Origin of the sequence: Nitrosospira sp. NRS527 (assembly GCF_018406445.1) — a bacterium.
GTDB lineage: Bacteria > Pseudomonadota > Gammaproteobacteria > Burkholderiales > Nitrosomonadaceae > Nitrosospira > Nitrosospira briensis.
In genome coordinates this window covers 2,019,090-2,044,874 of the sequence record NZ_AP024515.1, presented here as the reverse complement: position 1 = coordinate 2,044,874, position 25,785 = coordinate 2,019,090, and the positions used below count along the sequence as shown (strand labels likewise).

At 52.3% G+C, this 25,785-nt stretch carries 24 protein-coding genes; 10 read left to right on the top strand and 14 right to left on the bottom strand.

Translation table 11 applies throughout. From position 1 onward, the window contains the following. Positions 1–39: 39 nt before the first annotated feature. Both KJS40_RS09190 and KJS40_RS09185 read right to left on the bottom strand, forming a co-directional pair. Positions 40–1,563, bottom strand: a complete 1,524-nt coding sequence (locus KJS40_RS09190) for a RimK family protein (protein ID WP_213537225.1) — start codon at positions 1,561–1,563, stop codon at positions 40–42. 74 nt (positions 1,564–1,637) lie between these two features. Continuing rightward, positions 1,638–3,086: a hypothetical protein gene (locus KJS40_RS09185; protein WP_213537224.1), complete on the bottom strand. Its 1,449-nt coding sequence runs from the start codon at positions 3,084–3,086 to the stop codon at positions 1,638–1,640. A 403-nt stretch (positions 3,087–3,489) separates the two neighbouring features. Here KJS40_RS09185 and KJS40_RS09180 point away from each other — a divergent pair, with 403 nt between their 5' ends. From KJS40_RS09180 to KJS40_RS09170, 3 genes are read left to right on the top strand one after another with little or no spacing between them, the layout of a single operon-like run. Then, on the top strand, positions 3,490–4,137 hold the full coding sequence (locus KJS40_RS09180; RefSeq protein ID WP_213537223.1) for an iron-containing redox enzyme family protein: 648 nt from the start codon (positions 3,490–3,492) through the stop codon (positions 4,135–4,137). Continuing rightward, positions 4,134–5,069, top strand: coding sequence for a crotonase/enoyl-CoA hydratase family protein (locus tag KJS40_RS09175; RefSeq protein WP_213537222.1), 936 nt, complete (start codon positions 4,134–4,136; stop codon positions 5,067–5,069). Before KJS40_RS09180 ends, KJS40_RS09175 begins: the two co-directional genes overlap by 4 nt. After that, positions 5,057–5,221, top strand: a complete 165-nt coding sequence (locus KJS40_RS09170; protein WP_213537221.1) for a hypothetical protein — start codon at positions 5,057–5,059, stop codon at positions 5,219–5,221. Before KJS40_RS09175 ends, KJS40_RS09170 begins: the two co-directional genes overlap by 13 nt. Before the next feature lie 328 nt (positions 5,222–5,549). On the opposite strand, the gene KJS40_RS09165 is transcribed toward KJS40_RS09170, so the two are convergent. The 3 genes from KJS40_RS09165 to gshA all read right to left on the bottom strand — a co-directional run bounded on the left by KJS40_RS09165 (position 5,550) and on the right by gshA (position 9,117). Further along, complete coding sequence (locus KJS40_RS09165) at positions 5,550–6,260, bottom strand: glutathione S-transferase family protein (protein ID WP_213537220.1); 711 nt, start codon at positions 6,258–6,260, stop codon at positions 5,550–5,552. 263 nt (positions 6,261–6,523) lie between these two features. After that, positions 6,524–7,279 (bottom strand): ABC transporter permease, encoded by a 756-nt coding sequence (locus KJS40_RS09160; RefSeq protein ID WP_213537219.1) that lies wholly within the window; start codon positions 7,277–7,279, stop codon positions 6,524–6,526. Between the two features lie 125 nt (positions 7,280–7,404). Beyond that, positions 7,405–9,117 carry a glutamate--cysteine ligase gene (gene gshA, locus KJS40_RS09155; protein WP_213537218.1) on the bottom strand — a complete coding sequence of 571 codons (1,713 nt, stop codon included), beginning with the start codon at positions 9,115–9,117 and terminating at the stop codon, positions 7,405–7,407. Positions 9,118–9,233: 116 nt separating this feature from the next. Here gshA and KJS40_RS09150 point away from each other — a divergent pair, with 116 nt between their 5' ends. From KJS40_RS09150 to KJS40_RS09140, 3 genes are all read left to right on the top strand, one after another. Next, positions 9,234–9,608 (top strand): helix-turn-helix domain-containing protein, encoded by a 375-nt coding sequence (locus tag KJS40_RS09150; RefSeq protein WP_025040180.1) that lies wholly within the window; start codon positions 9,234–9,236, stop codon positions 9,606–9,608. 483 nt (positions 9,609–10,091) lie between these two features. Further along, positions 10,092–10,820, top strand: coding sequence for a cytochrome c4 (locus KJS40_RS09145; protein WP_244859523.1), 729 nt, complete (start codon positions 10,092–10,094; stop codon positions 10,818–10,820). After that, positions 10,817–12,118, top strand: coding sequence for a cytochrome c (locus KJS40_RS09140; RefSeq protein ID WP_213537217.1), 1,302 nt, complete (start codon positions 10,817–10,819; stop codon positions 12,116–12,118). Before KJS40_RS09145 ends, KJS40_RS09140 begins: the two co-directional genes overlap by 4 nt. Before the next feature lie 145 nt (positions 12,119–12,263). Here the strand turns inward: KJS40_RS09140 and KJS40_RS09135 are convergent, their stop codons facing one another. The 3 genes from KJS40_RS09135 to KJS40_RS09125 form a co-directional block, all read right to left on the bottom strand. Further along, on the bottom strand, positions 12,264–12,497 hold the full coding sequence (locus KJS40_RS09135; protein ID WP_143002879.1) for a hypothetical protein: 234 nt from the start codon (positions 12,495–12,497) through the stop codon (positions 12,264–12,266). A gap of 76 nt (positions 12,498–12,573) precedes the next feature. Continuing rightward, positions 12,574–13,029, bottom strand: a complete 456-nt coding sequence (locus KJS40_RS09130) for a CHRD domain-containing protein (RefSeq protein WP_213537216.1) — start codon at positions 13,027–13,029, stop codon at positions 12,574–12,576. Between the two features lie 340 nt (positions 13,030–13,369). Continuing rightward, positions 13,370–13,861 (bottom strand): CreA family protein, encoded by a 492-nt coding sequence (locus tag KJS40_RS09125; protein ID WP_213537215.1) that lies wholly within the window; start codon positions 13,859–13,861, stop codon positions 13,370–13,372. A 416-nt stretch (positions 13,862–14,277) separates the two neighbouring features. Here KJS40_RS09125 and KJS40_RS09120 point away from each other — a divergent pair, with 416 nt between their 5' ends. Further along, positions 14,278–14,625, top strand: a complete 348-nt coding sequence (locus KJS40_RS09120; protein ID WP_213537214.1) for a DUF488 domain-containing protein — start codon at positions 14,278–14,280, stop codon at positions 14,623–14,625. 239 nt (positions 14,626–14,864) lie between these two features. Here KJS40_RS09120 and KJS40_RS09115 read toward each other — a convergent pair whose 3' ends face one another. Both KJS40_RS09115 and KJS40_RS09110 read right to left on the bottom strand, forming a co-directional pair. Beyond that, on the bottom strand, positions 14,865–16,271 hold the full coding sequence (locus KJS40_RS09115) for a hypothetical protein (RefSeq protein ID WP_213537213.1): 1,407 nt from the start codon (positions 16,269–16,271) through the stop codon (positions 14,865–14,867). 40 nt (positions 16,272–16,311) lie between these two features. After that, positions 16,312–16,818, bottom strand: a complete 507-nt coding sequence (locus KJS40_RS09110) for a hypothetical protein (RefSeq protein ID WP_213537212.1) — start codon at positions 16,816–16,818, stop codon at positions 16,312–16,314. A 223-nt stretch (positions 16,819–17,041) separates the two neighbouring features. Here KJS40_RS09110 and KJS40_RS09105 point away from each other — a divergent pair, with 223 nt between their 5' ends. Then, positions 17,042–17,680: an SRPBCC family protein gene (locus KJS40_RS09105; RefSeq protein WP_213537211.1), complete on the top strand. Its 639-nt coding sequence runs from the start codon at positions 17,042–17,044 to the stop codon at positions 17,678–17,680. Positions 17,681–17,821: 141 nt separating this feature from the next. On the opposite strand, the gene KJS40_RS09100 is transcribed toward KJS40_RS09105, so the two are convergent. Next, positions 17,822–19,408: a phospholipase D-like domain-containing protein gene (locus KJS40_RS09100; RefSeq protein WP_213537210.1), complete on the bottom strand. Its 1,587-nt coding sequence runs from the start codon at positions 19,406–19,408 to the stop codon at positions 17,822–17,824. A 79-nt stretch (positions 19,409–19,487) separates the two neighbouring features. Next, complete coding sequence (locus KJS40_RS09095) at positions 19,488–19,802, bottom strand: phage protein NinX family protein (RefSeq protein WP_090456346.1); 315 nt, start codon at positions 19,800–19,802, stop codon at positions 19,488–19,490. A gap of 395 nt (positions 19,803–20,197) precedes the next feature. Here KJS40_RS09095 and KJS40_RS09090 point away from each other — a divergent pair, with 395 nt between their 5' ends. Then, the gene (locus KJS40_RS09090) at positions 20,198–20,383 is read left to right on the top strand and encodes a hypothetical protein (RefSeq protein ID WP_213537209.1); all 186 of its coding nucleotides are present in this window, start codon (positions 20,198–20,200) and stop codon (positions 20,381–20,383) included. Positions 20,384–20,458: 75 nt separating this feature from the next. Here KJS40_RS09090 and KJS40_RS09085 read toward each other — a convergent pair whose 3' ends face one another. Then, complete coding sequence (locus tag KJS40_RS09085; RefSeq protein ID WP_244859522.1) at positions 20,459–23,839, bottom strand: EAL domain-containing protein; 3,381 nt, start codon at positions 23,837–23,839, stop codon at positions 20,459–20,461. A gap of 341 nt (positions 23,840–24,180) precedes the next feature. Here KJS40_RS09085 and KJS40_RS09080 point away from each other — a divergent pair, with 341 nt between their 5' ends. Then, positions 24,181–25,053: a hypothetical protein gene (locus KJS40_RS09080; RefSeq protein WP_213537208.1), complete on the top strand. Its 873-nt coding sequence runs from the start codon at positions 24,181–24,183 to the stop codon at positions 25,051–25,053. Between the two features lie 12 nt (positions 25,054–25,065). Here KJS40_RS09080 and KJS40_RS09075 read toward each other — a convergent pair whose 3' ends face one another. Next, positions 25,066–25,785, bottom strand: a complete 720-nt coding sequence (locus tag KJS40_RS09075; RefSeq protein WP_213537207.1) for an HAD family hydrolase — start codon at positions 25,783–25,785, stop codon at positions 25,066–25,068.

Here is a 25,785-nt window from a genome sequence, read left to right as displayed (position 1 = left end):
CTACGCGGCCAGGCTCCAGGAAAATCGTAAAAATTCTAGTTAGGTTACGCCGCTGGCGCTTTTATAGCCTCGTTTTCGGGCTTCGACACGCTTCAGAAAAACACCCATCACTTCGCGGTAGAGTGCATCCTTGAGCACGGCATCTTCGTTGCCGGCGTCCACATTGGGGTTATCGTTGACTTCGATCACATAGCAGCGGTTACCGGATTGCTTGATATCCACACCATAGAAGCCATCACCAATGAGATTGGCCGATTTGAGTGCAATTCCGACTACTTCTTGCGGTGCTTCGTCCAGCGGGATCGCCTGGGTGGGACCTTCGCTTATTTTGCGTTTCTGCGCGTCGCGCTTGATGACCTGCCAGTATCCGGGGGGAAAGTAATATTTGGCTACGAATAATGGCTTCCGGTCGAGTATGCCGATCCGCCAGTCGAATTCGGTAGGCAGCCATTCCTGAGCAATAACGAGTGCCGATTTGGCCAGCAACTCTGTTATCCGGGGCAGCAGTTCGGCTTCTGTTTCGATTTTTACCACCCCGCGCGAGAATGAACTGTCCGGCTGCTTCAGTATGCAGGGGAGACCGAGCTCAGGGATAATGCGGGCGATATTGTCCCGGTGCACCAACAACGTTTTGGGGGTTTGTATATCGTGTCGGGCGAGGAGTTCAGCCAGATAGACCTTATTGTTGCATTTGAGGATGGATTCGGGATCGTCGATCACCACCAGTCTTTCTGCGGATGCCAGCCGCGAGAAGTAATAAGTATAGTGATTGACAAAGGTTGTGTCGCGGATGAACAGCGCGTCGAATTGAGGCAACTGGCCGATGTCGGCGCGGGTAATAAATTTCACCCGCATGCTCATTTTCTCGGCGGCATCCTTGAATTTTTGCAAAGCTTTTGCATTGGAAGGGGGCTCCGGGTTATCCGGATCGTGAAGAATTGCGAGATCGAAGCGAGAAATGTGTTTCTTCGACCATGGCTTGCGACCCTTGACCTTGAAGTATTCAGTCGCCGTAAACCCTGCAAACTCCTGGTGGCAGGCGGGTATATCGCTTGCGGCAATCGCCCGTACGCTGCGCAGGCTCCATTGGTTGCGATGGCGCTCGAAGCGGACGGACAGGAGCGGTACCTGTAGCAGATTGAAAAGCTGGTGGCTGAGCCTGTTATAGCGACTATCCATGGTGCGGCCGAAATAGATGCTGAGTTCGAGATCGTTCATTGTCAGCGGCGCGAGCAGATGCTGAATCAAGGCGCTCAGATCCTCGGTAAGGTGGCGCACCAGATTTTGGGATCGCAAGTCCTCGATCGCCCCGACGTTGGGTAGTGGTTTATGGCCACGTGCCTCTGCAAGCAGCGAAACATAATAGCCCGAGCTCTGGTAATGGTAGGATTTGCAAAGGTTGAAAACTCTGGCAGAGCGATTCAGGGAACGGCGGGTGTGGCCGGCATTATGGTTTACAGCAAACCCTGAATCAGTCAGATATGTTCGCGCCGATACGATTGTTACATCCGGAATCTCCAGAGGCCAATCATCGGGTTCCTCGACGATAATGAGTATGGGCATGGAAAGCCTCTGATCTCCCGCTGCTTGTTTTGTATCGCATCGCGTAATAATCCAAAAATCATATTTCCTGAAATTTACAGGGTGGGCTGGCGGGCACTTTTGCTGGTTTCGCCAGGCGGAGTCCCGGCGCTACGCAAATTGACGAATTTGCTTAATGTATCGAACCAGAAGGGAGCGCCCATCGATACGGCAAGAATGGAAACCAGCAGACCGAACAGCTTGTAAAACACCCAGCCTGCGTAATCCCACGTCCGCTCGGGGCTTCGAAAATATCCGGCGTCATTGGCGTCAGATGACCATCCTACCGGCAACTTGATGCTCCCTGCCGTTTTAAGAACCGCTTGCAAGCCCGGATTGTTATTTTTTGCTTCGGCAGGTGGCGATTTCGCGGGCTGAGATGTGGTCCCTTCCATGGGGGGGGTGGACAGTTCCAAGGCGGGCTGGGTCTTCACGGCATCTTGCGCCGCAGCGACCAGTGACGCGCGCAAGGCACTATCCGTCGAAAGCCGCTGAATGAGCATGACCGTATCCGCATTGGAAATAATAACGACGACGGTCGCCAGAAAAAGCAACACGCGCTGGGTCCAGCGCTTGTACCAGCCGCCCACCCTTTCCATGGCATTATTGAACCAGCCTTCGAGATTTTTCCGAAACGCTTCCGCCTGGTGTTCGACAGCAGCGACTTCGCGCCGAGTTTTGTCTACAAGGACAAGAAGGGTTTCTTTTGTATCTCCTTCGGGCAGCTTTTTCAGACCTTCCTGAATATTGCCCAATGGATCGGGAGACTGGGCGGCGAAAGTACGGGCGAAGGCCAGCGCCTCTTTCAGGGTAGTACCTGCTGCCAGGAGCAATCTCGCTTCCCTGGGGTTTTTCGCGGATGCGATTGCGGCGCGCCGCGCGTCGAGCATTTTAATCGCGGCGTTTATGGTGTCGGCCGCATTTTTCGCCTGTGTTGCAATGTTGGCAAGGCTGGCATCTTCCGGGGCGCTTTCGGCGGACTGCATGGCTTTATCGTATGCCGCCTTTGCTTGGTCCGCGATATTCTCGAGCGCTGCCTGGGCTTGCTCCTGGGCGGCCTTCGCCTGATTGGCGGCTTCAGCGAGCTGGGGATTGCCAGGCGTTGCGGCCGCTGCTTCGAAGGCTTTTCCATAGGCGTCGTCCGCGCTTTCGGCATTTGCGAGCAGATCGCCATACTTGCCGGCGATAACGCCGCGTGCGCCAAGAATATCCAGCAACGCCAGCGAGAAGTTCTGCCCGGATATATAGGAGGGCAAGCGGGTCACCTTGTTCGGATCGGAAGCATACTGTGAAATGCCGCCTATCAGTCCGTGGTTGTAGACCTGCTGCGCCAACCCGGTGAACTCCGGATCGTTGAGAAGATTTTTAATTCCTCCCACGAGATTTCTTCCCCGCTTGTCAATGAGCGACGCAATCCCCTCGTTAAGGGCCGTGCATATGAGGCTCAGGAGCAAGTAGACGAAAATGATACCGATTGCGACTTCCAGTATATTTGAGCCGAACATTCATTCCTCCGTCTGCAGGAATCGTGTTATTTATAGTTCAGAATAGCAGAATAACGCTTATCCGCAGGCGCAAAGGCCGGCTTATGCGAGTTGGAAATGAAATCGAGTCGGGAAGGTCGTCAATGGCGGAACTGGCGATGGGTGTCGTTACCCTTGTGGTCACATAAATAAACCGCTGGACGCAATATGTGTAGCAAAACTAACACTCGCTGGAGCAGTCGCAAGGTACCGCGCTACCTTGAAGAATTCGCAGTGCTCAGTCTCGGTATGACTGCCGGATGGTCCGCTGATCGTGTCTAAGCAGAGCCTGATCCGGGGAGAGTAGCGGATCGGAAGTTTTCGCTAAAGACCAGTATAATTCGGAGCCGTTTAATTCCCATAACTCAAATTTACCCGGAATATTATGCAGCCTTTTTTTTTGGAACTGGTAACCCTTACTGATGAAGAGCGGCGAAGGTTTGAAACGAGTCCAGTGGTGCTCGACGCGGTGGTCAGCGGGATGTCAGCTGAACGCTATCGCAAGCTTTTACTCGAGCTATACCACATCGTCTGGCATTTCAATCCCATATGCGCAGCAGGAGCTAGCCGAATACCTGACACACACCGGCAAATTCGTTATTTCCTGTATGAGCACATGTATGAGGAGTCTGGTCATGAGGAATGGGTAATCAATGACCTCGAAGTGATGGGGATCGTGAAGGAGGAAGTTGGTGAGCATCAACCATCAAAATTTACCTTAGCACTAATTGGATACAATTATTGGGCGGCAGATCGCCGTCAACCCTGTTCCGTGCTAGGAATGATCTATGCGCTGGAGGTAATTGCGTCGGTATACGGTGGGCCCTTTTCCTTGGCAATTAAGGAAGCACTGCAGTTGCAGAATGAGTCGGGAACTTCGTTTATAAGTTCACATGCCACGATGGACGCTGAGCATATGGCAGAGCTGCGCTTGGTACTCAATACACTGCATGACGCCGAATCGCGAAGCGCAATTACCGAGTCCGCCATCATTAATTTCCATCATTTCACCCAGATTTTCGAGGCGGTATGAGTGAACTTGGAGACATCCTCAGAGGCCCACCTTGGCTTTATCGTCCCTATAAATATCTTCAGTTGGAGTGGGATCCGGCGCTATCACTATTACGCCTGAAAACCCGGGTTCGGCCCATTCAGTGCTATAGCCTCGCTGTTATGGCAGAAATACATCAGGTATTTACGGGTATCTCTTCGAGTTTCGGATATGTTAGACACTTGGTCATGAGCTCCGATACACCAGGAGTATTCAACTTTGGCGGCGATCTTTGCCTCTTCGTGTTGCTGATTCGTGCGCGTGACCTTGAGTCACTACAAATGTATGGGCAGCGCTGCATTGAACTCGTATGGTGGATGGAGACAGCCTCGCAGCGGGGGGTTCATACGGTAGTGTTGGTACAAGGCGATGCACTTGGTGGTGGTCTCGAATCAGTCTTGCCCTATCATAAAGTCATCTTCGAGCGGAGTGCACAAGGAGGTTATCCGGAAGTGCTTTTTAACCTCTTCCCCGGCATGGGGGCTTGGAATTTTACGATTCGTAAAGCGGGTTTTGCAGTTGCCAACGAGATGATTCTGTCGGGGAGAATATATACCGCCGAGGAGTTGCATTGTCGCAAGCTGGTAGATATGGTTGTGGAAGACGGCGAGGGTGAGGCCGCCGTGCAGCAAGTGGTTCGCTCTGTCCATCCACGTCTGCGCGGGATTTTAGCCGCTTTGGAGTCGCGTCGTGTCGCAGCACCGATTACGTACGAATCATTGAACGAGATAGTGAATCAATGGGCTGCCACCGCGATGACCTTAACTGACCGTGACCTGCGGCTTATGGAGCGATTGGCCCGTGCTCAGGTGCGCAAAATAGGTGGGTTCGGCGATGGCGCCATAGAGGAGATCAAGCAGTTTGAGCTCTCAATCGCATGGGAAAGGGACCATGTTGCCTCATGGACAACCTAATAGCGCGAGTTGGAAGAAGTCATAGGCGACACACCCTGTGGTATCAATGGTTGGTCACCGGCATCTTCCACGATAAGCTGGACGACGAAGTGAAAGTCTTTGTCGTAAGAAAGGCGGATCCGGAAATCACCGAAAACGAGCCCATAACCTGATGCAAGGAAGAAATGGCAGCCTACAAGTATCCTGGCCACGTCGAGTTCCGCGATCAATTACCGGTGAGCGCATCAGAAATGTTCTCAGGCGTGAACTAAGGCTTGGTCGAAATAGGGAAGGCGCGCAGATCCTATCATTATGGGCGCTAGCCCTGAACTCGATCAGATTTTGGTTCATCAACCGACACAGAATCATTTACGCCTAATTATGTAATATATATAATATTTTTTATGTTTGTTTCAAGTGAAAGCTGCCGCAAGACTTACCGGCAAGACTTTATAAACATTATGAGATTGATCCTTCAGTGAAGGGTAGAGCTACATAATACTAAGCCGCCTGCAAGTCGGAATAATATTGCAGCTTGATTCGTTCGACATAATTTTTCAGGTTCTCCTTCGTCAAGCCATGTTCCTTCAGGGGCGACTCGATCGGGCAACCTAAGGTATTGATCAGAAAACCGAAGGCGCTGGCATCCAGGCTGGTCGGCTTATCTCCGAGGAAATATTTTTTGTTCCCGAGGCATGCTGACAACGCATCGATATCCTGCATACCGAGCTCAAAAATCTCCTCGGCATTATGCCGTCCCGTTCCATGCCCCAAAATCTGACGCTGGATCCTGCGGCGATAATAGATTGCCGCCACATCGCGAATAACAGGCGGCAATACACTGAAAATAGCTTTCTTGTTCACTTGCCAATTGGCGTCGGTATATTGCCATCTCGAATACATGGTCGCCCAGAACAGGTGTTCTTCAAGCAGCCGCTGCATTGCTAGCGACAGTGCTGATTCTGCCGAGGTCAGGTCCTCATCCAGATCTTTATATTGGGCTTTAAGGTGTCGTACGATAAAGCGCGAGTCCGCTAATTTGAGATCGCCATCTTCGATATAAGGTACTTTGCCTTTCGGCGCAAACAACGGAAGCGTCGCTTTAACAGTATATTTAATGTCCGCCATCCTTAGATAGGTTTCTGTTTTGCAGCAGAAATGGCTGAGATTCGGAATACCCCACGTACGTTCCAACTGATAAAGTATTACCATCAGCGCTCCAAAGTTATTTGTGCCACGTCAACTTGCAATTAACCAGTAACGAAAGCTTATCCTAATGCATTGCGAATTGCAAGTTACCATGCTTATTTTATTCACTTATAATTCATGAATTTATTGCACGAAAGAAAAGGCTTATCGCGGAATTGGATTGACGTTATTAGCGGGAAGATTGCTTTCAATATCGCTCGGCCATTCCAATAATTGGATCATGCCGAAAGTCCGGTCTGCATCAAGCAAGGAAAACCACTGCCGGATCATTGCCGGATTTTGTATCCTGTCTTCAACATCCGCAATGTCAGCCACGATACCGCCAGGAAACACGCTGTCAGCGTCCCGAGGCTGAGGTAGGGTGGTACATCCGAGGTGCAAAAGAAGCCGTAGCGAAACCCGTCTACGATGTAGAAAAATGGATTCAGATATGACAATCCTTGCCAGAATGGTGGCAATGAGGGAATCGTATAGAATACCCCCGATAAAAATGTCAGCGGCAGGACGACGAAGTTTTGCAGCGCGGCAAGCTGCTCGAATTTTTCTGCCCATATCCCCGCAATAATGCCTAAGGCACCCAGCAACGCGGTGCCCATCAAGGCAAATATGAATACCCATGGAAACGAATACAAGGGAAGTTCAAAAAATCCCAGCGTCATCACGTGGATACCCAGTCCAACCAACAGGCCGCGAACCACCGATGCCAGTACATAGGCCATGAATATTTCCTGATAGGAAAGCGGCGATAGCAGCATGAAGATGTGATTGCCGGAGACCGTCGATTGAATGAGGCTAGACGAGGAATTGGCGAATGCGTTTTGCAGCATAGCCATTATCACCAGTCCCGGAATCAGGAAAACGGTGTAGGTTACGCCGGGATAAGCCTGCACACGTTCTTCCAGCGCATGGGAAAAAATCAACAGATAGAGCAAGGTAGACAGCATAGGCGCAAATACAGTCTGGAATCCGACTTTCCAGAATCGTAATAGCTCCTTGTAGAGCAGGGTAAGAAATCCATTCATGCCGATTGCCAGGGTCATAGAAGAAGGATTTTCGCGAGGCGCTATTTCAAACGAAGGGCGACTGGGACTCCTAGGTACACCACCTGGAATAAATCTATCTCTGCGTTCTGCTTGCAACGGCGGCTTCAGCCCGCCCGTTGCGCTGTTTCGGTTTTTGCTTCGCTTTTTTGACCTACCCGCAATTCGTCTGGCAACTGCTCCAATCCTGAATCTGATATTTTTTTGGAATCTTGCAAACCGGTTTCATTCGCTGTGGTATCTCCAGAAAAATAGTTATTCAGGTACCTCTCGAACGGGATCTCGCTCATTGTATCCAGTCGTTTCTGCTGTTCCAGCGACGCCTCGACCTGGAAATCGAAGCTTTTCTTTATCGAGGCATCCAGTGTTGCATTCTGAAAATAACGTGTGTATTCATCCGATTTTTGCAACACCAGTTCGGTGATCGACAGCTTCTGGTCCCGCATTGCCGACAGCATTCTTGCTGAAGAAGTCAGCTCGGAGTGGCGAACAACTTCTATCTGTTTGCGTAGTGCCTGGGTATACGGTTTATGGTCATTCCCTTTATCCAGAACCTCGCAAACCTCCTGCATTTCTTCGCACAGGCTCAACGCCCAATTTTGCAGGGAGACCGCCCGGCCGTTGTCGGATAGCTTCAGCGCTGGATCTCTTCCCTGGTTGGCGACGGATAACGCATTATTGTTAACCTCCTCATGCTGCTTCAAGCCATGGCCCGAGTTTCCGCGAAATAAACAATGCAGGCTAAGCGCTTCAAGAAACCGCGTCGTTTCGATCGAAATTCCCGCAGGTTCAAAAATATCAATATCGATGGATCGCATTTCAATATATTCGATCCCTCTGCTTCCCAAGGCCTTGAGCGGTCTCTCATTGGGTCTGGTAGGCTGTTTCGGCCGTACCGAGGTGTAATATTCGTTCTCGATTTGCAGGAAATTAGTGTTCAACTGCCGATATTGACCGCCTGTCTTTACGCCGATTTTTTCGTAATCCAGATAGGATATCGTTGTCGCGTTGGCCAGATCCCTTATATATTCATCAAGACTATTAAAGGAGATATGAAACATTGCCTGAACCGGATTTACATATCCAATCTCGCTCATCCTCAGTGAAGTTGCAAAAGGTTTGTAATATGAGGTTTCGTCAAATTTCTCCAAGGTATGGGAAAAAGCAGAGTGACGGCTATCGGCGAAACTTTTACTGACCGCCGGGGAAGACCCGAACAAATAAAGGATGAGCCAGCCGTAGCGCTGCAGGTTCCTGATCATTTCCATATAAGCGTTGGTGACGAATGATTGCAGGTCACCCTTATGCTTCTTGAACTGCTGATATTCCGGCCAGAATTTTTCAGGAAGCGAGTAATTAAAATGGATCCCGGCGATCACCTGCATGCAACGACCATAGCGATAACCTAAACCACGGCGATATATGTGCTTCATCATTCCTACGTTGGAGGAGCTATATCTCGCGATAGGAATCGCCGAGTCCTGCAAGGTGCCGACAGGCATACTTGTGGCCAGCAATAATTCGTCATTAATGTTTGTGCAGACGTATTTATGCAAGTCCGTCAAAAAATCCAACGTTTCCTTTCCATCCGGCAATGCCGGTGTGATCAACTCAAGCAAAGCCTCGGAATAATCGGTTGTTATGTGCGGATGAGTCAATGCGGCCCCTAGCTCAATCGGATGAGGGGACTGTGATATGGATCCCTCCCGGTTGATTCGGAGGCTTTCCTTTTCGATGCCTTTCAAACCATGTATTAATAACGGCTGAAGGGATTCATGGATGGGTGTCTGGCGCTGGCTGCGAGATAATTGGTTTGACATTTTATCCTCCGATATTGCTTGCAATAAGCAAGCTAACGAAGCTTATCCTACAGTATTGCAAAATGCAAGTAACTGTACTATATTATTAACTCGCCAATTTTTCCTGCAGGCAAGTTATGAAAGATGACAAGACGGTGGAAGGAAAAGTCGCTTTTGAAAGGTCGTGCTGCCCCATCACCCATGCACTGGATATTTTTGGTGATAAATGGACGCTACTTATTATCCGGGATTTGATTTTAGGCAAGAGCCGCTATCTGGAATTGATATCGTCAGCCGAAAAAATCGCTTCAAATATCCTTGCCGACAGGCTGAAAAGATTGGAAGCCGCAGGCCTTATCACGCGTCGAGCCTATCAGCAGAAGCCGGTACGTTACGAATATTCCCTGACCGAGAAGGGCGAGAGTCTGAAGCCTGTACTGTCTGCCATCATCTCATGGAGTCAGAAACATCATTCCGGTACTCAAATATTTCCCGCGGTTGAGCCACGCTAGCGGCCCGCCGGACTTGAGTTCGGTTATGGTTCTTCATCATCGACGCAAGCAACGGCAGCGTTGTTTTGATGACATACTCAATGTCTGCCATTCCAGACAGGTTTCTGCCCCAACAAAAAATGACCGGGATTCGAATGTGCCAAGGCAGGCTCGAACTGGTTAGGTATTACTATAAAACCTCCAAAATTATTGTGCCTGACCTGCTTATTCCCTGCCATTCGACAAACACGATAGTCTGGATTTAATCCCTCAAAAACTTGCCGGAGCAAACGTCCCCAGCAGGCTCGGCTGTAGCGAATTCCCCGCCCGCATCGGATTCCCGATGCAGAGAAAACGTCTCAGGCAGAGATGGGACGAGTTCCTGAGCCCGCCTGCCTGAGCTATTCGAATTTCCGGACAAACTGAGCCTCAGCCCTTGCGGCAACTTTGGCAGACTGTCATAGTCTCATCAGTGAAATTCCAGAGGTCAGCATACAGCGGTTCATGAGACGACTTATTTTAGCGACATTCTTATTTGCTGCCGGGCTCGCCAATGCCGCGGAAGCCGTCCCCACCCCTGCGCCGGTTGACGTGCCCGATACCATGGCGGAGCGGGTTAAGCCCTGCGTTGCCTGCCACGGCCTCGAAGACAGGGTAGGGCGGGATGCCTACTATCCACGTATTGCAGGCAAGCCAAAAGGATATCTTTTTAACCAGTTGCGCAGTTTCCGGGATGGGCTGCGTTATTACCGCCCCATGACCCTGCTGCTTGCAAATATGACCGACCAGTATCTGCTGGAAATGGCTGCCTATTTTTCGACGCTTAAACAGCCTTTCCCGCCACCCGAGCGCATGGCCGCGTCACCGGCCCAAATCAAGCTCGCCCGGCAGCTTATCCATCAGGGAGACCCTGCACGGCAGATTCCTGCCTGCGTTCAATGCCATGGTAACGAACTGATGGGTACGGCGCCTTTTATTCCGGGTTTGCTGGGTCTTCCGCGCATTTACATGATTGCCCAGTTCGGCGCTTGGCAGAATGGGGGGCTGATACGCGGGCAGACTGCAGATTGCATGTCGGAAATCGCAAAGCGGCTTACTTCCGAGGAGACGAATGCAGTCGCGGCGTGGTTGGCTGCCCAGTCCGTTCCGGAAAATAGTGGCCCGGCTGCCACGCTTCCGGTTGAAATGGCAAGGCGTTGCGGCAGCATTGTTCAAAACGCTACCGTTCAATGAAACGCAGGATCGCTGTTGTAATAGCCCTACTCGTCGGTCTGGCGGGTCTTGCTGCTATGGGTACCTCGTTTACATTGATCGGTGCGCCGCCTCCAGGAAAGACAGCAAATACCCCGAAGACGATATTCACCGAGCAATCGCTGAGCCGTGGGACTTACCTTGCGCGCGCCGGTAATTGCATGGGATGCCATACGGCCCAGAGTGGGCCGGCTTACGCTGGGGGCCGCAGCCTTTCCACACCCTTCGGTACATTCATCACGACCAATATCACCCCGGATAAGGAAACCGGTATCGGGCACTGGAGTGAAGAAGATTTCTGGAAAGCGCTGCACGAGGGGAAGTCACGCGATGGGCGGCCTTTATACCCTGCATTTCCTTATACCGAGTATACAAAAATTACGCGCGAGGATTCCGATTCGATTTTTGCTCATCTGCAGACGCTTGCACCCGTCGCGCAACGCAACCCGCCGAGCCAGATCAAGTTTCCCTACAACTATCAATTGTTGTTGAGTGTCTGGCGCGCCGTATACTTCAAGCCCGGCGTCTATCAACCTGAGCCCGGAAAAAGCGCCGAGTGGAATCGGGGCGCCTACCTGGTGCAGGGACTCGGCCATTGCAACGCCTGCCATGCGGAACGCAATCCGCTAGGTGCTACGGCTGGGGATGATGCGTTGGGAGGCGGACAGATCATGGGGTCAAACTGGTATGCGCCGTCCCTTACCTCACGCGTGGAAGCAGGGTTCACCCATTGGCGTATCGACGAAATCATCCAACTGCTCACAACGGGTGTTTCGCCGCAAGCGACCACCTCGGGCCCCATGGCGCAGGTTGTCATGGAAAGCCTCCAGCATCTGACAAAAGAGGATGCACGTGCAATGGCTATCTATCTACAGTCATTACCCGAGAGCAATTCACTTGCCGTCAATAACGGTCCAGCCATGACAGAACAGGTGCAGGCCTGGTTTCGGCAAGGCGCCACGATTTATGAGAAGCACTGCCAGGACTGCCACGGGGCTTCGGGTCAGGGCGCTCCAGGTGTATACCCGCCTCTGGCGGGCAACCGGAGTGTCACAATGACACCGCCGATCAACGCAATTCGCAGCATTCTCAACGGCGGTTATCCTCCATCCACCACGGGTAACCCACGTCCTTACGGCATGCCGCCTTTCGCCCAGACCCTGCATGATGGTGAGGTTGCGCTGGTGTTGTCATATATCCGCAATGCATGGGGTAATCATGCCAGCCTGGTCACGACAGCTCAAGTCGACAAGAGCCGGGAGGGCATCACATTGAAATGAAGGTTGGATTTGTGTTTGCTTGAGGTGCTCAATTTGTTTGAAGCACTTCGATTGCCACTCTCAGCCTTGCTGAGAAAAGAACCGGACGCCTGCCGGCATTGCTTGCTCAGTTGCCGCCAGGCAACGCGCTGAAGACTATTCAGCGTTATGCCTGGAGTAGAGGTTCATCCGCAGGATCGACGATCGGATCTCCGGGTGTCGGGTCGGGATCATACGGTCGAGGATCTACCGGCTTGTCCGGGTCGAATGGTTGCGGATCTTCTCGTGGTTTATCGGGATCGATGGGGCGAGGCGGATCCTGTACCGGCTTGCCGGGGTATGGCTCATGCCCATGGGGCCGACCGGTTCTATATGATCCGGTTTGAAAATATTTTGTCATGGTAAGACCCTCTCCCTAGGCATATCTCAATGATTACCCTGCCTGCTGACAGGGCAATCCAACAATCCCGGATCGATTAGCGGGAGCCGGTACCCAGGTCACGTTTCAATTGCCCACGTATCTCCCCGCTCTTGTTCGCGTCGCTATGAACGTTAACATAGAGGTTTCCTGCCTTGTAGGCATCATATTGGGCGTCGGTCAACTTTGCGTCACCGGGAACGGACCATTCGTTATCGGAACTCTTCTTGAGCGTGATAATATCCGGCCCATTTTTGCCAACTGCTCCCTCATGGATATGCGCGCCTGTGCCCTTTAAATCGGAAGTGGTTATCTTGCCTTTGACAGATCTGTCGTCCTCGACCGTTATCGTGCCGCTGCCAGATGCGGAGGTCTGGACAGGGGGGACTTCCTGATCGCCGCTCAGATTGACCTTGATTTCGCCAGCGGTCGCGAATCCTGTGCCCCCAGCCAGTGTGCCGGCTATTAACGCAACAATGGCCAGGGTGGATCGCGTACGAAGAACTGTATTCATGGGGTGGCTCCTTTAAAATAATAAATTATGGATTGTGATCGCTTTCTTAACCACTCAACTGGTTCGCGCGCACCAGTTTATATTTGCCGCCTGGTTTTGTTTGGGTGTGCGCGGCGTCAATACGCAATGCTATGCATGAATTAATGATGAGTCCGTACGGTAGCGCACGTATAGAAATGAGTCTCATTCCGATTATAGGGCGATTGAGGCAGTGATTCTCTGAAAGATGCCGGGCGGGGCGTGGGGGTATTGAACTCGGCAATTACTCCGCAGTACTTTCCCGGGGCAGTTTTTAATGCTTCTACCCACAATCCGGAATTATTGCCAACCCCTGGAGTCGCTACTTGACCGGAATGGGATTATTGCGTGCTACGGGAACAGCGGTAATACTGTTTTGCGGACTGCCTTCAATCAATTTATCGGAATAGGTCAGGTAAATAAGCGTGTTGCGCTTGGAATCGACGACGCGCACGACATGCAGGCGCTTGAATAAAATAGACATGCGTTCGGTGAATACATCTTCCTGCCTGGGTATTTTCTCGGGAAAATGGATCGACTCTGTTACTTGCCGGCACGCAATGGACGCCTCCGCTCTATCCTCTGCCAGACCCACCGTACCTTTTAGACCTCCCGTCCTCGCACGCGAAACATAACAGGTTATGCCGTGAACCTTGGGGTCGTCATACGCTTCCATGACCACCCGGTCATCCTTTCCCATCCATCGGAAGGCGGTGTCCACCTCACCGATGAGTTCGGCTTTTACGGGCGTGCAAAACGCAACATACAGCAATGCCAGCGCAACCGTTTCCACGGCAAATCCAGTTTTCAGCATTTCTCCTCCTTGCCAGATTATTTTACCCCTTCAATACCGTCTATCAAGCCAGCGCCTGGGCAATGGCGAACTACAGTGGACCTTTGTTTCCATCATTGATGTCATCGAATCAAAACGCATACCTCTTCACGGTAAGGCCTGGAGTAGAACAGCCTTGGTTCTTGAGACCGACATGAGTATGAGATAACATGAGATCCGGACGATGACTGTCATCCAGCCCTGCATGCATGGCCTCTCATCTGTGCGTCGTACCAGAAATGGAGCGTTGCATTGCTACCTTTCTGGTTAGCTGGAACCAAAGCTGTGCTTGAACGATATCATACCTTGCTTATCCAGACGTTATTACGATTTAAGTCGGTAACGGCAAGCGCCATGCCGGTGAGTTATCAGCAGACTATTGCGGAGAAGAGCCACAGATGAATATCAGCATAAAACGCGTTTATGAACCGCCGGAGAAAGAAGATGGAGTGCGCATCCTGGTCGACAGGCTTTGGCCTCGGGGGTTGACAAAAGAGAAAGCAAGCGTCGATATCTGGCTAAAGGAAATTGCGCCAAGCACCGATCTTCGAAAGTGGTTTGCTCATGACCACGACAAGTGGACCGAGTTCAAGACGCGTTATCGGGCGGAACTCAAGGAAAACGATAAACAGGTCGCGCTGCTCAAAGAACAGGTAAAAAAAGGAAAGGTCACACTGATGTATGGCGCCAAGGACGAAGAGTGCAATGAAGCCGTTGTCCTCCAGGAGTTTCTGGAGAAACTCTGAACGGTATAGGGTTTCATATCATATGGCCCTTATTGATCGCTCTCGTGGCAGCCTTTCCGGCCTATCTTCCCTTAATGTTGGATACATCAGGTCATTGAGCAAATCGCCTAGCTATAGCGAGTCGCCCGCTTATTCGCGTTGGATCATCGCTACTGCCGAAACTGCCTGAAATAGGGTATAGGCCAAGTTTCAGGCCCTCGCGAGCTTTTTTTAATGCAGAGATAAGGCCGTTTGCCCTGTCAGGAAAGCGGCACGTCGGGTAAAGCGGAAATATAACGAAGTGCGGTGGCGCTGGGGAGGAAGCAATAAGCTGCACCACGGCAGGTGACAAAACGGGAAAGTCCGGTAAGCTCGACCGGATGTTTCTGATTTTCCATGGGAATGAGAAAAGTTGCGCCTGGGGCCGAATTATTCCCGATGACGGGATCTCTGGTATTGCGCAAGCCCGGCGCAAAGCTTCCCTTATTGCTCCAGTCGGACATCAGAAATTCGAACTGATCCTTGAGGCTTACGCCGATAAACAGACCCAATAACCCGCGCTCGATTCCATCATCGGGATTGGCCGGATCATAAGGGGGGCCATAGGGAAGGCCGCGGCGGATAATGCGATGCTTGAGGCCGCCGTTTCCGGCCACCACGGAGCTGCGCGGATTCATGCGGCGGATATGCGATCCCAGTGGGCAGCGGTAGCCGCGAGCATCATCGAATGCATCCGGTACGCTGTCGCTGGGTACGTAGTCGAAACTGTTGCGCTGCTCCATGGGGATTTGTTCGTCGGCGAAATGAGGCGAAAGGGAAAGCGGAACGCCATTTCGCCAGCGGCCGCAGAGCTTGGCGGCTATCAACTCCGGGTCGAGTCCGGTTTGACGGGCAGCGTCTGCCAGAAACTGTTCGAAGCCGTGGCAGTCCTGGGCCAGAATGCGAAAAGCCGCAAAGCTCCCGTTTCGGCCAAGCGCGGCGGGGGCAGGCATCGGATAGCTAAAGTCGGCGTACTGGCTGGGGTAGCCGAGAAGGAATTCTCCTGCCGGCGCTTTTGGAAGTACGTCCGGCATCGCCGACGGAAGCCCGCCATCGATAGATGGTTGTGCGAAACCGTCGCGATACCCGAAGTGTGCCTTGCTTTCAGGCAGGCTGCGGGCTTCATGTACGGAAAGCTCGGACATTGCGCCGTGCGAATAAGCTGCCCTGAGCCGGGCAGTGACCTGCGCCAGCACATCCTCCGTTTGGGCGAAGAGGAGCAGCAGGATGTGGAGATCAGGGCTGGCGAATGGGTCCTTCCAATGCTCCGGGCTGCTTTCTCCTGTATCTCCTACCCGTTCGGCACGGGCTACCGCCCCTGCAACGAATTCCTCCGGAAAAGATGCAAGTGAACAAGCGGGAAGCCCAAGCGCGGCAAGGCCTGTGTAGGTGAGCCCGACATTGAGGCAATACTGAGGTTTTACCGTCCAATCCGTGGCGGTAGCGAGCTTGGGCGCGACATTGTCGGTGCCGGCAGAGCCATTACTGCCATCGACCAGGCCGCCTAAAAATTGCCTGGCAGGTTCCGCTTGCTCTACCTTCAAGACAATTACACGCAGGATCGGCATCGCATAAGTGCGGAGGATGAGACCCTGGATGTCTTCGTATGGCAAGTCAGGCATTGTCATTGTAAAGGATGTTGTAAATAGAGGGTTGCCAGGGCTGCGCTCAGGTCTGACTGAGCGCAGCCTGAATATCCAGCACTGTTGCCTGTGGGTAGGCGCTGTAGAAAGGCGCGATGCCGCCCAGATCGTTGGCTTTTATATAGTCCCGGAAAGCACCGCGATTGCGTTGAACAGGTAAGGGCGGCGCATCCTTCATGTGCTGGAGAAGCACATTGAACACGTCGCCAATCTCATCGATGAACTCATTGAGGTAGTCGTCGAACGAGCCGTCATACGTCGTAATTATCGCCAGCTTGGTATTATTTTCGAGGAACACAAAACGTGCGAAATGTACGATCTTGAGCTTATCGAGCGCAACCCAGATGGGATTCCGTTCTGGCGGGGCCGATTGAATTTCTTTTATTCGTTTATGAAGAACCTGGAAATCCTCAGGTGAGCGAAGGGTCATGACCAGGGTAAGAGGGCTTTGTACTACTCTTGATGCCTCTGATATGGAGGTGCTGGCGTCGGACGGGGGTGCTTTGTCGATGCCGAAATGAAATAGAGCCATGGAACTTCTCCTGAGATTGGCGGTGTGCTTATGGCTAATTTTAGAGCCCGTCGTTTTGCTATTGTAGACCACGGAGCGAAACCGGAAAAATTCACAGTGGGGCAAACCGGTATGACGTACCCTACGGTCAATACTCTCGCTCATTCTCATCACAAAAAAATATTGTTCCTTTGCAAAAATCGGCGAATAATAAACGCTAACGCAGAACTACGGGTTCTGAACGATGAATAAATTCCAATGTACTTTCGCCGCCATTCTCTTGAATCTGGTTCTTGGAGATTCAGCTTGGGCACAAGAGGAGACGCAACCCGGGAGGGAAAAAGTACAGGTTTTGCATCCGGTCAAGCAGACGCTCGAGCCCCACGATAAAAATATCAGGGTCGACGTGCGGAATGATGGCGACCAGATCACTATTGACGTCAATTTTGTCGTTCCGGTCGCGCCCCAGAAGGCATGGGCTGTACTGACCGATTTCGAAAACATACCCCAGTTTAATCCCGGTATTCTATCCAGTAGAATCACCGGCAGAACAGGCAACCATTGCCATGTTGTGCAAAAAAGTATCACGAAATACGGTTTCATTGTCTTTTCATTTGAATCCGTCCGAGAAATAAAGCTGGTGCCCTTCGAGAGAATCCACGAACGCATGATCAGCGGCAATATGCGGAAAATGGAGGAGACTACGGAACTGCTGCCAGAACGAGGGCAAACACGCATCATCTATCGTGCGGTTTTAGTTCCTGGCGTATGGGTTCCTCCAATGGTGGGGGATGTGTTCGTCAAACAAGAGGCGCGAGAGCAATTCCAGACATTAATCGATGAAATAATCAGACGAGAGCGGGTGAAAACCGTTAGCCGGTAATGTAACATCGCATCTCATTGCGCCGATTGGTGGATGCGGTTTTTCATTATGAAGGAATGAAAGACTGGAAGGCGGAATTGTCTTTTAAGAAAATGAGAATGAATGGATTGGTCTGTCTGCTGGATTCCCGGTAAGCTTGCTTCAAGGTTCCTCTTGCGCGTCGCGCGGTTTTTGAGGCGGCGGCTCGACAGCGGATTCGCGGCGCAAGCCCGGAATCTCGACCACGTTGTCCCTGGCTCTGTCGAATGCCGCATCAGATGCGCTCTCATCTTTTCCGCTTTTGTGTAGCTGGTAAGCCTGGATCAGCAGCGAAATGCCGAACCAACCGGCGATCAGCGCGAAAGGAATCACCATCAGCAGCGGTTCCACCAACGCAAGCACGGCCAGAACCAGCAACGCAGCGCCGCCGGAAAGCATGATTTTCGCCTCGGCCGCGCCGAGGACAAGGCGGTTGGTAATGGCCGCTCCGACGGTGTTACCGACCCGGATCGCACCAGCGGTAAGCCTTCCCGCACTTCCGCTCTTGCCACTACCCGTTATCATGCGTTGAAACCTGGGGAGAGGTTCGGGTTCGGCAACAGGACGGACACGGTCCTTTTCACTGAGCACGATTTCTGTAGCATTGTCCAGATCCTGCAGATACATCTGCTCCATTTCATATGCAAACCCCAGATCTTCCACTGCAACATCCAATTCCCAATTGCCGAGCCAGCTGGCCAGATTGAGATTGCTTGATCCGACGCGCGCCCAACGGCCATCGGCAACGGCTGTCTTGGCATGCAACATCGATCCATTCCACTCGAATACACGCACTCCGGCTTCCAGCAAAGGACGATAACCTGCGCGCGATATCGGTCGCAGAAACTTGAGATCGCCGCTTGATCCCGGCACCAGTAAACGAACATCCACGCCATCCATCGCCGCACCTCTCAGTGCTTGCACGTAGCTCGTCGTGCCGACGAAGTAGGCATCGGTAAGCCAGAGCGTTTTTTGCGCCAATACCGCTATCAGTTGTTCGAGGCGGTATAATCCAGCGGTGGCTGCGACGTGGCCCAACACTCTCATGTCGACGGTGCCCGCTACAGGAATTGATTTCTGGTCCGGCAGTTCATCGGCTGGAAGTTCCGACCCAGCCTCAGCCCAAGCGCGGGAGAAGGACTGTATCACATCGGCCACGACCGGCCCGCGCAGCGCGATACCTGTATCGCGCCAGGGTGGAATATCGCGTTCGGGGTAACCCGCCCACATTTGCCCTAGGCATAATCCGCTGACAAATGCAACATAATTATCCACGGAAAGTGACTTTCGGTGAAGCCGGCTCACCCAGCCCAATGGGCTGCCAAAGCGTGGTGGATTGAAACAGCGCACCTCGACGCCACCATCGCTGAGGCGCCGCCAGAAGTTGCCCGATGTTTCTGTCAGGGCGCCCATCCAGTCATAGAGAACTCTTACCCGGGGGCCTTCTCTTGCTTTTGCGATAAATGCATCGGCAAACTGTCGGCCAATGTCATCGTCACGAATAATATAATTCTCGAAATGGACATTCTTTTCCGCCGAACGGATCGCTTCAAGCCATGCGGGATAATTCTCGCTTGCATCCTTGAGGAGGCGAATGCTGTTACCGTGCACGAGCGGAGCCCCCGCCGCTCGTGAAAATGCCTGGGCGGCCAGAATTCGCGTAGACTGCGACGCCTCGCGCAAATGTTCTTTCAGTTTTACGTTGGCCATATGTTATCGCATCGTGCGCGCGTATCGCACAGCATCCCTGCTTCGAGCCGCCCCGATCTTCAGAATCACAGTTCGGGCATTACTCCTCAACTTCCTCACCGAACTTGAAATCGACATAGCACCGCATGGCGGCGATCAAGGGCGTGAGTCCCTTTTGCCGGTTTCTTCCGGATCTCATATAGGCAGTGCAGTGCTCCGAACCGGCTTCCAGGCTATGGCTGAGGTTTATCCCCTCTCTTTCTATAATGGGTCCACCTTGCGACCAGTTGCGCGACGGCTCCCAGCGAACATGATTGATGACGCAGTGCGAATCAATTACGTGCACGTCCGTTGCACCATTTGCTTTCGCCGCCCAGTAATCGAGCAATTCATCTTTAAGCTCGGATACTTTCATAACCGTTCTCCTTTGGGAACTTTTCGATAGGGTCGCAGGGGCTACGGCTTCTGCGTGCGGTTTGCGTAATCGTTCCGGCTTGCGCCTGTCATTGACAAGATTCATGATGGAGTAAGACCGCCATGACCCGACCCTCGTTTCATCTGGAATCATGAAATCGTCTTTCGCATATCATAGCTATATGGTCGAGTCGGCGGCGCTTCGCACGCGATGGTGGTGGTAACAGGATTATAAGAAGGGTAATAAGGATCCGTTTATATTCTAGTATACTGCGCGTACGCGATGACAAACGTTTGCAACCGCACAGACTTCAACGCTCATTCACTTATGATTTTAGCGATACACGGCTTTAAGCGGGACCACAAAACCAGCATTTTTAACTCAGGAGATCGCTAATGAAAGTACGGACATTGTTTTATCTGGTAACGCTTTTTCTGACTGTACCCATGCTGTCAGGCTGCTGGCTGCTGGCAGCGGCGGGCGTAGGGGCTTATGGCGGCTACAAGGCAAATGAAGAGGGTTATACACTGCAGAATCCAATCAAAAAGGAGAAGACCGAGAATCGGGAAGGGAAGAATTAAGCAAGAACAACCAAGCCGCAATACGGACTACTCGACTGATCCTGGTGGATTTCAATGCGCCTTTGCTTCTTCGATTCAGACTGCGTGCGACTTCCTGTCCGTTCGGCTCTGCCACTCCGCTACCCATGCTTCAAACTCGTCAGCTGCCATCGGCCAAGCATACAGGTAACCCTGGCCTTCCTTGCATAAGACGCTTTGCAGAAATTCCGCCTGCGCTTCGGTCTCCACGCCCTCGGCAATAATGCGCAAACCGAGGCTGAGGCCCATGGCCACAATCGCCGCCGCGATGGCTTCAGCGTCGACATTGCCCGGCAAGTCCCGTACGAAGGACTGATCGATCTTCAATCTGGCGACCGTAAACTGCCGCAGGTATGAGAGGCTCGAGTAGCCGGTGCCAAAGTCATCGATCGCGACCTTTACTCCAAGCGCGTCCAGTTCCCGTAATTTCCCCAGGGTAGGTTCCACCCCCTGCATCACTACGCTTTCGGTGAGCTCCAGTTCCAGGTTGCCGTGCGAGAGTCCTGTATTCCTGAGTGCGCGCTCAACGGTAGTGACGAAATCGGTTTGGCGGAATTGGACCGCTGAAACATTGACCGAGATACATATATCCAGTAACCCGCAATCGCGCCATATCCGGGCCTGCCGGCAGGATTCGCGCAGCGCCCATTCCCCGATCGCGAGAATCAAGCCGCTGTCCTCTGCGACCGGAATGAATCGAGTCGGCGAAACGAGCCCGCGCGTAGGATGCTGCCAGCGCATCAGCACCTCTGCGCCGATTATTCGCTCTGTCGCAAGCTCGATTTGCGGCTGATACACCAAAAATAGTTCACCGCGTTCAGCCGCGCCTCGCAGATCGTGTTCGAGACTGAGTCGCTCGATTGCCCGCGCTGTCATGTCATGTGAGTAGAATTGATAACGGTTCCGGCCGGCCTCCTTAGCGGTGTACATCGAGGCATCTGCGTTACGTAATAGAATATTGGATTCCTTGCCATTATCCGGATAGATGCAAATGCCAATGCTTGCAGTCAGCAGCAACTCATGCGCTTCGATCAGATATGGCCGCGATAATCCAAAAATAAGCTTTTGCGCAACACGTGCCGCATCCTCTGCCGTTTCAATCTCACTCAATAGAACAACGAATTCATCGCCCCCGACCCGACTTACCGTATCAACGCTACGAACTGAAGCTTGCATGCGTTCCGCGACGGCTTTCAACAAATGATCGCCAATATCGTGCCCAAGCGAATCGTTGATCGGCTTGAAACGGTCGAGATCCACGAATAGCACGGCGAGTCGGCCAGAACGCCGTTCGGCACGTTTAATCGCGACCTTCATCCGGTCCGCTAATAACGCGCGGTTGGGAAGCGCAGTGAGAGGATCGTAGTGAGCGAGCTGCATGATGCGCTGTTCGGATGCTTTGCGTTCGGTGATATCGCGCGCGAGAACAATGAAGCGAGGCTCCAGTTCGGCACTCGATTGCTTTCGGGAAACGGAGAGTTCGAACCACAACTTGCCTTTTTCTCCTGAAAGCTCCAGTTCCACTTGCTTGCCGGAGGACAGTCCTTTTTTCTGGGCCTCCAGCAATGCTGACAGGACAATATTGGCCGCGCCCGGCGGAAGGACATCTGAAATTTTCTTGCCAAGCAGATCTGCAACAGGAGAGCCGGGCAGGTAAGTGCGAGCGGAATGGTAGGCATGGCAGCAACCGTCGAGGTCGAGCTCGAATAGCAGGTCGGGTATGGCATCCAGCGTGGCTTGCAACTGACTTCGCGCCGCAAGAATTTCAGCCTTTTGCCGCTCCTGCTCGGTGACGTCGCGGATCATGGTGACAACGTAATGCACTTTACCATTATTGCTGTGCACGCATTTGACATCCATGTTGGCCATCACAATCGAACCGTCCTTGCGGATGAAGCGTTTGTTCGTTGCATAGCCTTCCGACTCTCCCCTCAGGACACGTTCCAGATCGGCAGTGTCTTTTTCCATGTCCGCTGGATATGTCGTCTCAACCAGATTCTTTTCGGCAAGCTCCTCGCGGGAATAACCGAGCATTTCGCATAACTGGTTATTGAATCGCAGCCAGCGCCTGGTATCCGGAGAGATGATTGCCATGCCGATAAATGGCAATTCGTAAAAATACTTGAGGAGGCGGTCTTGCTCGGCGGTGCGGACAATCAACGCCAGTTGATGAGCGCGCTGCTGCTGACGCCAGAGCAGAAACAGCATTACGCCTACTGTAGCCATCGCGATCAAGATTACCACGCTGACCCAGAACACCAGGGTCCATAATTGGGCAAGTACTTCGCTATGATCGATTTTTGCGAGCAGCTGCCAGCCAGAGCCGGAAATTGGCCGGTAGACTGCAACGACCGGCTCGCCGCGATAGTCGGTTCCACTCACCTTCCCCCGCTGGCCTTCTCGTGCTGCAATGGCGCCAGGCAAGTCCTCTCTTGCGACTAACGATTGGCGTTGCGGCGCAGTCGCTCCGTAGCTCCCGGCGTGGCGCAACTTATTAAGATAGGTGATATTCTCACCCTCTTTACGGACTAACAATGTCTCCGCGCTGGGGCTGCGGCCCGGCCATTTCCCAACCAGCGGAACCAGGAATTGCTCGAGATTCGCGCGCAAAACGACCACCGCCACAGCCTCGTCGCTTATGCCATCGTGAACCAGAGGCACCACGATATCCAGCCGGGCTTCCCCACGTTCATCCAGGAACAGGTCACTGCTTTGTATCTCGCGAGTCTGCATGGCAGCAGGCAGCAATTTCCTGGTAATAGCAGGTAGTTTGTGCGCGTCGCCTAATGCCAGCAGAGGCTGGCCTTTTATATCCATCAGCAGTACAGACTCGTAGCTATAAGCCTGCCGAACCGCGTCCAGGCGGCTGCGAATAAGCTGTTGCAGGTGCCCATCCGTATCGCGTTTCAGATTTACTACCCGCTCGATGAGCGCCTGACTCATCGCTAATGCTTCCGCATCCCCGTGCCGCTCAGCCAACCAAAGCTCGATCTGTTCTGCTTTAAGATCAACGATAGTTTGAAGATCCGCGTATGCATCCCGCTCTATTTGTGGTTCATATACCTTGACGATGCCTATGCTGACAAGGGGCGCGACCATTGCCAGCGAAAAAAATATCAGCAATAACCGATTTGGGGAGACGCTTCCGGGGTCAGATGCCAATATGCCCGACGGAATGGCGCTGCCTCGCCCCCATTTAAGCAGCAAATAAAACATGACACTACTGATCGCGACAAGAATCAGTTCTTTCGAGAGATAGGCGCGGCTCCGCAAAACCGGATCCTCAAGGGAGAGTGAGATCAGATAGCCCGCAACGACAATCCATAGCGTTGAAAAGGCGGCGTAAAGCAAAACGATGAGCCATGGGTTGCGACTCGTCATATTACGGTTGAGCAGGAAAGGAACTTTATCATCGAGTATCAAAAAAGCGGAGGCCACTTCGGAGATGAGAACGTTCCAGTAGAGGATGCGTGACTCTTCCGGTCATCTTGCCAACCATGGAATAATGGCGGGCTTCCGCTTGTAAGTTGAGCATAAGAGCAAAGCGCTTTTCTGTGTGATGGCTAACAAAGCGGAGTATTAAAGTGCTCGCAATTCGCTGCAACTCTATGGATTTCTTCCCCATGGAGCAAGAAACATCATATAAAGAGCGCGAAAAAAAGGAAGCGACCTGCTTTCTTGATTGAGCCGGCCATAAAAACGACTCCGGGTTGACGGTTCCTATCTTATCCGGGAGGCCCATCTTAGCTATACTATGCGTACTGCCGCGGAGGAACATCATGAAAAACCGGAATGCCGTCATTGCCTTCATTTTATCCATTTCGTTTACTGTCTTCATCTTGTCGGGAAGCGCGTCCGCTGGAAGCGCCTGTCATAATATTCTTACGAATGGGTTCTACAGCGAATATGCCCGAATCGACGCTCGGCTGAGAGACCGATCGCTATACGCGGAATTATGTTCCTCCAATTTCGAGCAAGCATTGACCGCAATCAAGCGCGCGCGTCGATCCGCCGATGATGGCTCGTTAGGTCTTTCATATGGGCTCTTCACCCTTGACGATGGCGGAACGAGCACCGGTGCGAACTCCGGAGCAGGCTCATCGGGCCTGGTCTTGAACGAAGAGCGATTCATGCAGTGGAAGAGCGGCTACTGTTCGAAGAATTCAGCGGTGGATTCATCCCAGGCAGCCGAGTTTTTCATGCAGAAGGCAGCTGTCGGGCATCCGGTCGCCATGAAGGCTATGGAGGAATGGTCTGCCTGCATGAAAAAGCGGGAAGGGCTCAGCTGCTGGGCTTCTCCGAGCTTTCCCTTGCCGCGCAATGAAGAGTTTCTGCTGAATGTCAAATGGACAAAGACCGGTTCTTCACAATCTCCGGTGCGGCCGGAAGTACGGCATTCTTTCCTCACGCGGGGTGCCGTCTCAAAATTCGAAAGCACGGAACCCCGGAGGATTTTACCGGTCGGCTATAAGCTAAACGCAGAAACGTCCCAGATTGGGGTGACACGACCTGTGGATAAAGCAATATTCGCCAATCTCAAGATAAATGATGAGGGCGCGGAGCACAGCTGTAGTGTTTTCATACCGAGTGACAGCGATTTCACACTTTCAGCACCTTTCGTTAACCGATTGAAGTTCAGGTATCCAGGCTAATAGTAGCGCTGCTTACCCCAGCATTGCCACGCCCTTTAGAACGTCCGTGAATTGCTGGGCACGGTAGTCCGGAGCCACATCCTTATAGGATTTTGCGCCCTGGTTGGAATCAATGAAGATATTCTTGATGCCGAGCAACTTTGCTCCATGGATATCCCGGAACATGTCATTGCCCACCCAGATCACTTCCGTCGGCTTGAGGTTCATATTGCCGAGCGTTCGTTGAAAAAGACGGGAGTCAGGTTTTCTGAAACCATAATGGCTGGAGATAACGGTAGACTCGAAGTAGCCTTCCAGTCCTACGGCACGGATTTCAGGCAGCGCAAAACAAGACTGGGCATCGGAGATGAGCGCCAGGCGATGACTCATCCGCAATTCATTCAATACTTGCCTGACGCCGGGATATAGCTGAAGGCGATTGCAGGATATGCCGCGGTAAATATGGGAAATAACCTTGGCTACCTGCCCCCGGATGGGTCCTGATCGGATGCCTTCCTGCATGAGTAATTCGTTCCATATGGCTTCCACATCAATTTCCGGATATTCCTCGCCGCGCGCTTCCTTCTGCTGTTTCATGATTTGATAGTAGCGATCCCTGACTTCCCAGCGGTGCAAATATACGCCCTGGTAGGTCAGATAATGAGCAATCGCGCGGTAGATTTCCTCCATCGACTCATCGGTCTCGATATCGATCAGCGTGCCGTAAAGATCAAATAAAATGCCTTTTATCAT